At 64.0% G+C, this 11,603-nt stretch carries 10 protein-coding genes; 4 read left to right on the plus strand and 6 right to left on the minus strand.

All coding sequences use genetic code 11. The features are described from left to right. The first annotated feature begins 393 nt into the window (after window positions 1-393). The gene (locus ACGFIF_RS44215; protein WP_393163944.1) at window positions 394-1,278 is read left to right on the plus strand and encodes a hypothetical protein; all 885 of its coding nucleotides are present in this window, start codon (window positions 394-396) and stop codon (window positions 1,276-1,278) included. Window positions 1,279-1,367: 89 nt separating this feature from the next. Here ACGFIF_RS44215 and ACGFIF_RS44220 read toward each other — a convergent pair whose 3' ends face one another. Continuing rightward, a complete protein-coding gene (locus tag ACGFIF_RS44220; RefSeq protein ID WP_393163946.1) occupies window positions 1,368-1,916 on the minus strand; it encodes a hypothetical protein in 549 nt (182 codons plus the stop codon). A 119-nt stretch (window positions 1,917-2,035) separates the two neighbouring features. Here ACGFIF_RS44220 and ACGFIF_RS44225 point away from each other — a divergent pair, with 119 nt between their 5' ends. After that, window positions 2,036-2,296: a hypothetical protein gene (locus ACGFIF_RS44225; RefSeq protein ID WP_393163947.1), complete on the plus strand. Its 261-nt coding sequence runs from the start codon at window positions 2,036-2,038 to the stop codon at window positions 2,294-2,296. An 872-nt stretch (window positions 2,297-3,168) separates the two neighbouring features. Here the strand turns inward: ACGFIF_RS44225 and ACGFIF_RS44230 are convergent. Then, the gene (locus tag ACGFIF_RS44230; protein WP_393163949.1) at window positions 3,169-3,477 is read right to left on the minus strand and encodes a hypothetical protein; all 309 of its coding nucleotides are present in this window, start codon (window positions 3,475-3,477) and stop codon (window positions 3,169-3,171) included. A gap of 382 nt (window positions 3,478-3,859) precedes the next feature. Between ACGFIF_RS44230 and ACGFIF_RS44235 the strand changes: the two genes are divergently transcribed. Continuing rightward, window positions 3,860-3,988: a hypothetical protein gene (locus ACGFIF_RS44235; RefSeq protein WP_393163951.1), complete on the plus strand. Its 129-nt coding sequence runs from the start codon at window positions 3,860-3,862 to the stop codon at window positions 3,986-3,988. A 715-nt stretch (window positions 3,989-4,703) separates the two neighbouring features. On the opposite strand, the gene ACGFIF_RS44240 is transcribed toward ACGFIF_RS44235, so the two are convergent. After that, a complete protein-coding gene (locus ACGFIF_RS44240; RefSeq protein ID WP_393163953.1) occupies window positions 4,704-5,279 on the minus strand; it encodes a hypothetical protein in 576 nt (191 codons plus the stop codon). Window positions 5,280-5,688: 409 nt separating this feature from the next. Here ACGFIF_RS44240 and ACGFIF_RS44245 point away from each other — a divergent pair, with 409 nt between their 5' ends. Next, window positions 5,689-5,997 (plus strand): hypothetical protein, encoded by a 309-nt coding sequence (locus ACGFIF_RS44245; protein ID WP_393163955.1) that lies wholly within the window; start codon window positions 5,689-5,691, stop codon window positions 5,995-5,997. Window positions 5,998-6,421: 424 nt separating this feature from the next. Here the strand turns inward: ACGFIF_RS44245 and ACGFIF_RS44250 are convergent, their stop codons facing one another. The 3 genes from ACGFIF_RS44250 to ACGFIF_RS44260 all read right to left on the minus strand — a co-directional run bounded on the left by ACGFIF_RS44250 (window position 6,422) and on the right by ACGFIF_RS44260 (window position 10,811). Continuing rightward, entirely contained in the window at window positions 6,422-7,003 is a 582-nt protein-coding gene (locus ACGFIF_RS44250) for a hypothetical protein (RefSeq protein ID WP_393163957.1), read from the minus strand. A gap of 71 nt (window positions 7,004-7,074) precedes the next feature. Beyond that, entirely contained in the window at window positions 7,075-7,401 is a 327-nt protein-coding gene (locus ACGFIF_RS44255; RefSeq protein WP_393163959.1) for a hypothetical protein, read from the minus strand. A 68-nt stretch (window positions 7,402-7,469) separates the two neighbouring features. Further along, entirely contained in the window at window positions 7,470-10,811 is a 3,342-nt protein-coding gene (locus ACGFIF_RS44260; protein ID WP_393163961.1) for a CHAT domain-containing protein, read from the minus strand. Window positions 10,812-11,603 lie beyond the last annotated feature (792 nt).

Consider the following 11,603-nt stretch of genomic DNA (forward strand, 5'->3'; position numbering starts at 1 on the left):
GATGCCGCCGGTGGAGTTCGAGCAAGCCCACTACGCTGCTCTCAACCGAGAGCAGCAACCCGTATAAGAGCGGCAGAGAACCTGGGGTGGTTCACTCCGCGAAGGTCCGGGGCAGATCGCGGAATGGGGCGCTGTAATCCCCAGGGCTCACGCCAAGTGGATCGAAGGTCAAGCTGAAGTAAGAGAGGCGGAAGCCCGTCTTCTCGAAGCCCAAGCCGCAGTTGCCCGCATCCGCCTACTGGCTCCTGAACTCGAGGCATCGGTAGTCGACAATGTGGGCAATGAGCTGCCGCCTCCGCAGTCTGACCCGTTCGTATAGATCTCGACGGCTCCCTGTGATGACGTCTACCATCGCTCATAACCGCCCGGGCGGTGACGCGTAGCATCGAACCCATGGCTCAAACCTCGCCGGACGGCGACACCTCGCCCTGGGCTCCGCTGAGCCGCCGCACCGCCGGACTGCACGCAGAGCCAGTGGAGGACGTCCCCGACTGGCTCTATCCGCAGCTGCAGGAGTGGCTTTACCACGTCCTGCAGGGGACGCGCGAACCTGTCATGGTGCTGCGTCCTGGTTCCGGGTTGACCGACATCACCCGCGAGATCATGTTGCGGATCGGCACCGCTACTCAGCCCTGGCTGCTGCCCGCCGATGACCCGATCTTCCTCGACGCGCTCGACGCAACGGTGCGCTGGAGCCGTTGGGGCAAATGGATACTGGAAGGAGGGACAAGGACCGGAGACCCCTTCGGCGACCCGAACAACCTTGAGCAGACTCTCGCAGCAGCCAACTCGGCCTGGCGTGTCAACACTGACTGGCGTGGCCTCGAACGACGGGTCAACCCGACGGTGACCCAAGCTGTCACCACGACCATCCACAACGCCGACGCTGAGACCGCCGGGCACCTGGCCGCCTCGTGGGAAGCGGCGTACGGCCGACGTCCCGACCCCGACAAGGCGTACGCCGAGGCGGTCAAGGCAGTCGAGGCTGCTGCCTGCCCCAGGGTTCTACCGGCGAGCGCCACCGCCACCCTGGGTACGGTCCGCGACCACCTCCGCGCCGCCACCGCCAAGTGGGAGCTCGTCCTACCCGGTAAGGATGGCACACCCGGCGACATCACGCCGGTCGTAGCGATGATGACAGCGTTGTGGGATGGCCAACGCTCGCGGCACGCCGGCACCCCGACTGCCCGTCGGCAGGACCAGGCCGAGGCGGCGATACACCTCGCCGCCACTCTAGTGCAGTGGCTGAGCAACGGCGCAGTGCGAGGCAAGGTCTAGGGTGATTTGCTCGATCGCTTGCGCCAGCCGGCGATCGGCGCTTGACGCGTGCCGTGGTGGTCGGACAATCGGGCGCCGGCGCAGGAGGCTCAGCGGGGGCGCTGCGAGATCCTCGGACATCGCCGCGCGGGCTCGCGTGGATGTGTGGTTGTGCCGACGAGGGTGGCGCCGGGTGAGGACGGTGTTACGCCGCCCCGCACTCGGGCCTGGCGAGCCAGGGGCGCGCCTTGAACGGCATGACCGGCCGGACAGCGTCGCGAGTCGCCTACGAGCTCGAACGATTCAACGCCGCCCAGATCACCAAGCACCTTGAAGACCGCGACCGCCCCGCGCAGCCGGCCGGCGAATCCCCCGATGACGACGCCAGCGCTGAGCCTGCCCCGGTACTCAACCCGCGGGCAGAGGCACTCCAGCAGCAGATGCTTGCGTCCTTCGAACGCCTTGCGTTCGACCGGATCGCCGAGATCATGGACCGCACGGCCGAGCTGCGCGACGAGTGGTTCACCAAGCTCCGCCCCCACAACCCCGACCTCGTCCAGGTCGAGGACGGCAAGACCTACGTCGTACAGATGAAGTCCCACCGGGGCTACGGCACGAAGACAGAAAGGGGCGTCATGCCCACCGAGATCGAAGAACATGCCAGCGATCCGGTACGACGGACAACAGCACCAGTACGACGGTCCACATCACCGACAACAACGGCAACCTGTCGATCAACGGCGAGCGGTTCACCCAAAACTACAACGCCGGCGTCGACATGGCCAGGGTCCTCGAGTTCGCCAGCGGCGTACGCCAGATGCTGCCCGTGCTCGGACTCGACCCAGCGGCGCAAGGCGAGCTCGCCGACGCGGTCGACCAGGTTCGCACCGAGGCCGGTACGCCGCAGCCGGACAGCGGCCGACTGCGGCAGGTGGTCAAGCGCCTACTGGACGGCCTCAACCAGGCCGCGCCAACGGTCGCGAAGACGATGCTGATCGCAGCCGGTGAGGCCGCGCAGAAGGCGATCACCGGCGGCTGACCCGGCAGGCCGATGTGTCCATCAGGATCGCGGCGCATCTACGGCGGCGGGCAGCCTGCTTCCGTAGAACCCAGAGCGCCCACATTCGTTCGGCGAATCTGGTCGGAAACCGCCCGGCGACCGGGCGCGCCTCCTTCATTGTGTCCGCGCCTGGTGACTAGGATCTCACCCGTCAACTGGATGTGCGCCTCCTCCGGGGCGTGCTGAGTAAATGCATTTGCTTCCGGCAACGGACGATGCACCTTGGGAAGCTCGAGAGTGGGGTCCTCCCGGCTGACAGCGTTCTAGCGCTTCGATTCCGCGCTGCTCCGGAGGGATGCGCGGGGTCGGAGTGAAGATGTCTGGACCCAACCACAACAGCCATCAGAAGCTGCTGCTGATCGGCACACTCGCCTGCCTAGCCGCGATCGTCATCGTGTCCCTCGCCGGCCAATCTGGAGCCGCTGTCTCCATCGGCGCTGTCTGGACAGCTACCTGCGGTGTACTAGCGCTCAGGAGGAAGCCATAGCGCTCCCCTTTTGGAAGACGGGCCTGCCCAGCTCGGTGTTCATTGCCCGATGCGGCGCCCGACCCTCGGCCTTGAGTCACGAGCAGGTCGCCGTGCCCGGCCGGATCGGCCGGGTGCGGCAATTCTCTCTACTCGTCTCACGGTCCAGCTGGTACCGCCGGATGTTGGAGTGACGGGAGTTCGGTGCGGAGACGCCCGAACTCATCGGGGGCGAGTACAAGCCGGACTATCCGGTTCCCGAACCGACAGGTACGGCGTACCGCGTCTGCCTCGAGTTAGCTGGACGAGCTTTCGGCAAGGTTGGTCACGTCCTGAGTGACGAACGGTCGCGGCTCACGCCAGGTGAGCCGAGACCGAGGGGGCGTCAGCTGACTGCGGGCCGGTCGTCGTCTCGACCGGCGTTTCGACCGGCCTTGCGCCGACGACCCCAGGCGAGGTCGACCAGGCGGTCGGCGAGCTCGATCAGGGTCTCGCCGACCTGCCGCAGTACCCGTCGCGCATCCGCGCGGCGGACGCTCGAGCCGAAGAGAACGGCCAGGAGCACTACGACGCAATAGACGGCGGCAACCATCAGCAAGACCGCACCCAGCACGAGAACGGCCATGAGCGGAGTGCTGATGGGCCAGCCAGCTGCTGTCGCCTGCGCGGCGACCGATTGGAGCGTAGGGTTCATCTCAGAACCTCCCTGTAGTTCGCGCTGCATCGGATTGGTTCGGTTTGGAACGGCCTCCCGCGCCAATCGGGAGGCCGTTCGTTTGTTCACGGATACCCAGTAGTGCTCGCAGGGATCGATTGCGTTGAGCTGGTACTGGTCCAGCCGCTACCGGCCACATCCTCGGTATCCCGTACGTGGTGATCTACGGTGCCGATGCCACCGGACAATTTTATTTCCTAAATTCCCATGTAGAGGGGTACGGGGGAATTCACTCGATCCCGCAGAAAGGCACGTAGACGCGTGACATGGAATTCCGACGCTGGTAGAATTAAAGACATGAACCACACAGACGGTAACCCCGCACAAAGGAGGCGACTGCTGTGCGTTAGGAGGTGAGATTATGGAACTGCACGACTGGGTCGAGCTGGGCATCAGGCTCAGCATCGCAGTCGCGGCGCAGGTCTTCAGCAGACTGCCGCGCACGAAGAAGAGATGCAAGACACGCCGCAAATCAAATAGCAGTAAGTGAGAATCGGCACCCAGGTTGGGAAGCCGATTTTTTGTTTGTCTGGTGGCCGGTTCGCCGCGCCACCAGACAATCTCTCCGAATCAGAATTGACCTTCAGCGGTGCCTTTGCGGCATCGCTGCTCTGCAGAGAATCGGAGTTGCCAAGCTTCTACTGCTGGACCTGGAGTTGGCTCACCTGCGATGAGGCTTTGGCCGTGGGGCGGGCGAGGGTGATGGGAGCGCGTACTGCGCCAGTGGTCGCGGCCGAGCAGGGTGACGGCGTGGTGCGGTCAGCGCTCGTTGCGATGTCGGGCGGTGACCACGTCTTCGGTCGCGTTGACCGCGGCGCTGGTGGTGTAGCGAAGGGCCTATGGCGCGGGAATCGCAGCCATGTTCGCAGCGATATCCATCGCGCTCGTTCCGACTAGCGACGCACCGCAGTCAGCGGTTCGATGGGCCGCGGCCGGAGTCGCCGGCGTTGCGTGTATCAGCGAGTTTGCGTGGCATTACTTGGAGCGGGGGGCGAAGACTTGAGCGAACAACAACTTCCGGGCTCCGCCGGCCCATGGCTGGGGTTGGAGTGTCCTGCGTGCATGTTCACCGAGCCCCCCGCGTGATTGGGGCCAACTGGGTCTGGGTGCATGAGCCTGGCTGTCCGTACGAGGGGCTCAGCTATGCCGAGGCTGAGGAAAGCGAGCGACAAGCTCACAGTTGAAGAGGCGTCGAGAATCGATCATCAGATGACGGACCCAGTGTCCACGCGCTCGCGCAGCTCCGAAACGGCATCCGCGAGCGCTGCCGAGGCAGCGGACAGCCTGCCCGGTCTCCGGAATACCCACCGACCTGAACCCAGCTCCGCATATTCCCGGCTGGCTCGCACTACCGCGTCAACGTGCAATCGGATCCCCGGGTGAGCTAGATCCCGTGTACCCGACGCAGCCAACGTCACTTGTGAGAGCGCCGCGTCGATCCGCGCGAGCCGGTCTGGGGCTTTGGCTGCCATGACGCTCAGCCATTGGCCTGCCGCATGCACTACACCAGTCGCCAACTCGCCCCGCTGCTCGTCCTTCTTCTCGTCCGCTTCGATCCATAGCACCCAAACGAACATCGTCAGGAGGGCGGTCCCGAACCACGAAAGAACCAGACCACCGGTAGAATCCTGGCGGTCGCGGATGGCCGTTCGAAGGTGCAGGACCGCGTCGACCATGGTCTCGATGCCGGCCAGCACGATGCGCGCGCTGCGTTCCAGATGCTCGGCTTGAAGCCGAGCCACGTCTTCGCGTCGGGCCGTTCGCTCATCATCCAGAGCCATGCGCGTTCGTCGGTTAATCCACAGTGCGGCCGCAAGAGTGAGGATCGTGCCAATCGCCGCACCGGCCGTAGCCCACGCGGTTAGCCAGTCGGCCGACGTTGCCGCGTGCTCTATTGGAAACGGCGCTGGCGCGCTGGAAGGCGTCGCAGCTGCGGCAAGGGAGTTGGGATTGGCCGCGGTGACGGTGACACCAGGTAAAACAGGACGCCGATCATCGTCTAGCCAACCCACCCTCACGAGGACATCCCACAAACCTCAATCGGCACGACAACGGACTTCGTTACATGTCTCGGCGGGGAGTCCAGCTGTCCGGTGTTGAGAATCGATCGGTTCGTGCGACCGGTCGTCGGGGGCCTCGGTGGTCATCAGGTGTCACCACACGTCGGCCCGCGGGTCGTATCAGGCGACCATGCACGTCGCTCTGAAGAGCATGGCAGCCATCGAGCACGAACGCCTCACGTTCCGCATTCGGGTGGATCCACGAGCGTTTCTCGAGCCAACTCCCTGGTTCCCGGACCGCGAGGCGTTCGTGCTCGAAATGACCGAGGAGCTTTCCGATCCCCCCGGCCGAAGGGCGGCGGTGGTGGTGTCGGAGAGTGAACCAGCAGTTGTCGCCGGCGCCATGACCCTGGAGTTCCTGTCAGCGGCGTCCTACCGAAAGCGGCCAACAGATACGCGCTCAGCAAGACCCAGCGTGACGACATCTCGGCCGGCTTGAGCAGCTCGCCTCCGAGATCGCCGCGGGAACTGACTGGGAGCAGGATCTGTCGCGCATTATTTCTCGTCTCTGGTCAGCACCCGCCGAGGACCGTATCGGTGAACTGGCGTCGACCTTCGGTATCCAGACCGATCCTGCTGAGCTCAGCGCGTACATCAAGGTGAGGAACGCGATCACGCACGGACGGTCCGCAAAGGCGTCCCTCAAAGACAAGGTGACGACGATGCAGTTCCAACTACACGCTGGCGGTGTGGTTCTGTTGCGCAAGGTGGGCTTCACCGGGCCGGTACGGGATGCAAGGCATCACCGCTTCCGTACTCCCCGGCCAGACTCCCGGGTCAAGTAGTTCCAAGGTGCCCCTCCGGCGCCACCCATGGGCCGATCGGCTTCGAGCGGTAAAACCCGCGACGCCGCAGTCGATCGGTCATCGAGGCCGTGGACATTCGTCAACGGCGCTGAGCATGGCCGTCTCGCCGGGGTCAAGACTGATGCGCCCAGAATCGGTCTTTAGGGCGATTTCTCTCCGGGTGACCTGGTCGACCTTGCCGCACCAGACGGCGCCGGATCGCTCCGTTACGACGACAGACGGACTCGACTTGCTCGGCCCATACCAGGTCAATCCGACGGCTATCAGCAGGCCGAGCATGGTGACGGCGGCCCAGATGAGCCCACCGCGGAGTGCCGATACGGTCATCATCGCTTCATCATGTTCGGTCCTCGGTTCGGCGTTTGCACTGGCCGCGCGACCCGCTCGGAGTACGCCCAGAACGGGCACCGCATCCGGAACACCATGGGCGGCTCTCAGTATGAGAAACGCGGCCACCGTGCCTGCAATGACGGCGGTCGCCAGCGAAATTCCAGCGGCAGCCGCGAAACCTGGGGCCAAGGTGCTGATGTCCGAACGGCCGCGGATCAGGCTGAAGCCCACGACGCCGAGCAGCAAGCCGGCGACGCCTTTCCGCCAGCTGTCGGCGAGCGCGCGAGCTCTGCCGAGTTCGCCGGCCACGGCCCGCTGCCGACTTAACGCTGCGAGTCGATCCTCTGGCCTAGCCGGTGGGCCAGGAGCAAGTCTCACCGTCACTCCTCCTCTACGCTGAGGTTCCAGAACGCCCCGCACCCGTGGGCATCGGGACCTTGGCCTCGGTGAGCGACGACACAAGTGCATACCATCTCGATGATCGGCTTCTGGGCCGTTTGCCTCTGTGCGTCACGGACGGTTTCGTCGACGTGGAAGTACTCCATCGCGTCGCCGCACCGTGGGCAGATGCCGCGAAGCAGATATCCGCCTATGATTTCGCGGAACTCGAACTTGGCTGCCAACTCCGCGAACTCGTCCTTCGTCACCTCTTCGTAGCGAAGAGGCGACGAATGGGCGGTGTTCGGTGTCGGAACGTCACTCACCATGCTCCTATCGTCGTGATCGTGTGTCCTCGGCGTCGCTGCCCAATCCGTCCAAATGGCTTCACTTGAGGTCACGCCGTACCGGTATACGTGAAACCGGCCCAATAATACGGGTGAGCGAACGGATAGCGGCCGGACCTGCTCAAGCGGAGCAGTAGGCGAGGTTCATCGCCTCGTGAGGCGTCTTCGAATTTCATACCCTTGAAGTGCTCAGCGGCTTCGCTGACGGTCAAGGACCGCAGCCACAGCGCTGCACGTTGCAGTGCCGCTGCGGGATCGAGGAGGTCTACCTGAGTGCAGACATAGAACTCGCGGAGCAGGAGGCCGGTTGCGGCATCCGCGACTGGCCACAACGAGGTGATAGCCCCAGTCGCCCCTGCGTTGAGAAATGCCGTCTGTAGATTCATCGACTCATCGAGTTCGACCTCGATGTCGCGCGCACCAGTATGGCAGGCAGCAGCCACGACAAGACCTATCGGCAGGTCGCGTCCGGCACGTTCAAGGTCGGCAACTGCGAAATCCCCATCACTGAGGTGAAGCACGGCACCGCCGCGCTCCAGAGCGACGCCTGTCGCATGACAGCCGAGATGAACGTCTGCCGGCCGCTGCATATGTTCCAGAAGGAACTCGCCGGTCGCGTCTGGCCCGAACGCTAGTTGGACGTCGCCTTGATACAGCTCGGCCGCACGTCGAAGCTCCAGCCGCGATCCGGGTAAGGGCCGCATATCGCTCACCGGGTCGGCCAGGCCGACAAGCGTCCTCGACATGCGCATCCGATCATCGAGGGACGTCTTGTCCAGCCGGTATAGCGCGGAAGGCAGGTAGTCGACTGGCATGGCGTCCCACAAACAATGAGGTGGCCGGGTGGACGCCGTGCCCGCCGGGTCGCCGGAGCCGAATGGAGCGGCGTGTAGCGGCCACGACGACAGTGCGCCGGTGGGGACTAGAGTCACACGGCTGGCACCAATCGCTCGCAACTCTGCGGCCAGTGGGCCCATCAGCTCCTTTCCAATACTCGGCAGCACCCGTTCCAGCGAGGCGATGAAGCCGTCCTTGGAGGATGCGGTCACCAGAGACTCGCCAATTGGCGCAAAAGTCCACTCGGCAAGCGTTTTGCTGGTCAGTCCGTCTGCCCAGATGGGCATGACCTCGTCCGGGGTGTCGCCAGTGACGACCAGCCCAACGGTGCCGGACGGCGATGTCAGGAGATAGACAAGCGGATGTTCTCCGCTGAAGTCTCGTGCGAGCACCGCCAGGGGCTGGTGTCTTAGGAACTGGGGATGGCCTGCTCGTCGGATCTCGCCAATCACCGACGTTAGTTCGTTCCAGATGGCTTGCCGGATTTCAAACGAGGGTTTGCCACGCAGCGCCTGCCGGCAGTCGACGAATCGCTGCGCGAGATGCGGATTGATGCGCTCGACGACCTTCAGGATCTCGATCTGGGTTCGACGTTCCCGACCGACATGCCTGCATAGCGAAGCATCCAGAACCTCGACGGCGCGTCGGTAGTCGCCGGCCTTCGCGAGGCTGTACGCAGCCCACCGGCCCAGGGGACCTGCGCCGGGATCGGTTACTGCTGGTGGTCGGTCCGGTGGCCCATCTGGGCTGAACTCCGCTGCCAGATTGTCGGCGTCCGATGCCTGTTCGAAATAGTGGGCCGCCCTTGCCCACTCGCCTCGTTGCGCGAGAATCGTCGCCAGCCGCTGAGCGATCGTGCGGAGCCGCCCCGGATCGTCGACAGCGGACGATAGTTGGATCGCGGTTTCAAGCCGCCGCGCTATGTCGGCACTTTCTGGCTTGATCTGCGTAAGCACGTCAGCGAGCGTTTCGTTTGCTTCGGCTCTGAACCGCGGAGCAACGGCCGGGTCATCGGCGACCATTGCTGCATGCCGCTCTGCCGACTGCCACAGCGGGTCGTCGATCGGCGCGGACAGAAGCGAAGCCGTCCTGAGTTCGGCAGTAGCAAGGTCAGCCAGGGACGCCGCCCGCAGCCCTGGATCCGTGATCTGCTCGCACAACCTGACTGCTTCTGCGAGGTCGGCGACAGCCTCCAGTGCGCGATCGGCGTCTTCGTTGGCAATTGCAATCTCCAGCAAGATCACGCCGCGGTGGTTGTAGCTGTACGCGAGATTGTGACGATCGCCTTGGGCCGAACGGTAAGCAAGAGCCGTTTCAGCGTGGCCTAGAATCTCTTCTAGCGAAATGTCGAGGCCCGGGTCGAGCGACCTGAGGCCCTTGAGGGCGAGTGCCAGGTTGCTGTGGTTGAGCGCCGCTATTGCACCGTCGTCCATCGTCTCGGCAGACTCGATGACCTCTCGCAGGACTTGCACTCCTTCCAAACGGCGAGCAAGTCGATCGGGCCCCGGCACCTCACCGAGCAGGACTCCAAGTTCGCCTCTGAACTGTAGGAGCGATGCTGTGTCGTCTAGCTCGGCGCAAAGGCTAATGGCCCTCCGTAGGAGGGCCAGGATCTGCTCAGCGAATGCCGGTTCGCTCGGGTGCTGCTGCCAAAGGATCATGGCGAGAGTCCTGCTGAATAGCGCCTCGCCTCGCCGACGCATGGTTGCTGCGGCGAGAGCGATGCCTTCGTTCGCCGCAGCGATGCGAGCGCCGGGATGTGCTTTTGCATCAGTGGCGAGGCGCTGTAACTCGCTCAGGCGCTCGTCGGATGCCAGGTCGCGGACCGCGTCCTGGTATCTGAGCCACGCGTCTGGAAGGTCCTGCGGATTGGCCACGGCGCGAGCTAAGTTTGCAAGTGCTGCGTTCGCCTCAGGGGTAGGAAGCTGAATTCGCTGCACGTGTTCCAAGAGATCACGTTGAAAGGCTTGGGTCTCCCAAAGATCGTCGGAACGCAAGGCTTGGAGTTCCTCGAGGCTGGTGGCGGTCATGAGATCGCGCGCTGCGTCGTCGACGACACGGTTGATGAGGCTGTTTTCTATGAACTGGACGAACGTCGCAAGGTCATGATCTTCCGGCAGCGTGCCATGTCGCAGCCGCTCTTCAACGAGGTTATCGACGGCTTGCGGTGAGGTAGCCCGCAGTACCCTTGGCACTACTGGAACCTCATGGCGAGGCAGATCTATCCCGGCACTTCGCGCGGACTCCAACGCTTCCGTTGTTACCTCTTCGACCTCGGTCTGGAGGTTCACTCCAAACTCGACTACCTCGTCAGGCATAACAACGATCAAGGGCGCGGAACGACACCATCGCGTTACCACGACGACGCTGTCCAGTGGCCTTGCTTCGCCGCAGGTCTGACACAGAGGCATGAGCGCATTGCCGAGCTCCTGCACGAGATCGGCACGCTCCTCCGCATCGAGAACACGCCAGGCCAAGTGGTCGGTGTCGCGTTCGCAACGTGGGCACGGTCGGCGCACAACAACCTGCCTGCTCAGCTGCTGTGGATTGTTCAAGTCATGCCCCTCATCGCTCAGCCGGCCTCGGACGCTCGGGAATCGGCGCCGTGCCCGACCGAGTCATGTGATCAAAGGCCTTCAAACACACTAGCCAACCACATATAGCAGGTTCCCCTATCGGCTGATTGTGCGGCCAGGCCGTCACTGGCCTAGGTCGATGCCGCGATGTCATGGCTCGCGCCGCCCGGCGTCCGCGACCTCAGTCGCGATCACCCTGCCGGACCTGAAACCGGAACACGGCGTTGCAGTCTCCCGTCTCGACTGCGACAGGACGCCTGGGCATCGGCGGCCCCGGTCTGGTCGCGGCGGCGGACGTCGTACCAATTGCCCAAGTAGACCCTGCGCCGAGCGGGTGTCGCTGTCGAATTCACGCGCACGAACAACCGGTCTGCCTCACCCGTGCCGGACGTCATTGCTCGCCGTCGCGATCCCACTCGACACGGACCCACAACCGGATCGGCGCTCGCTCCGAGAAGTTCTCGGGGTACTTCGGCCAGTCGCTGTTGTTGATCTGCTCAGAAGGTCGGCGGCCGGGTGTTCAGTCGATCGTGGTCATGCCGCCAGGATCAACACGTGTTCCAGGCGGTCGGCGGCGCATTCTCGTTTTAGAGGCAGGAGCGACGATAGGCTGCGCCGGCGAGATAGTTCGTCCCGGGCTGATCGACGGTTGTCGGTGCGGCGTGCGACGCTGGGGGGGGCCTTGACCCTGGTTCTTGGACACGCTGATTCCAGCCATCGGCTGGGGAAGCGAGATGATCAGGACCATGGCCCGCAAGAACTATTCCGAGG

It is taken from the genome of Kribbella sp. NPDC049174 (genome assembly GCF_043197365.1).
In the GTDB taxonomy this organism is placed as follows: domain Bacteria; phylum Actinomycetota; class Actinomycetes; order Propionibacteriales; family Kribbellaceae; genus Kribbella.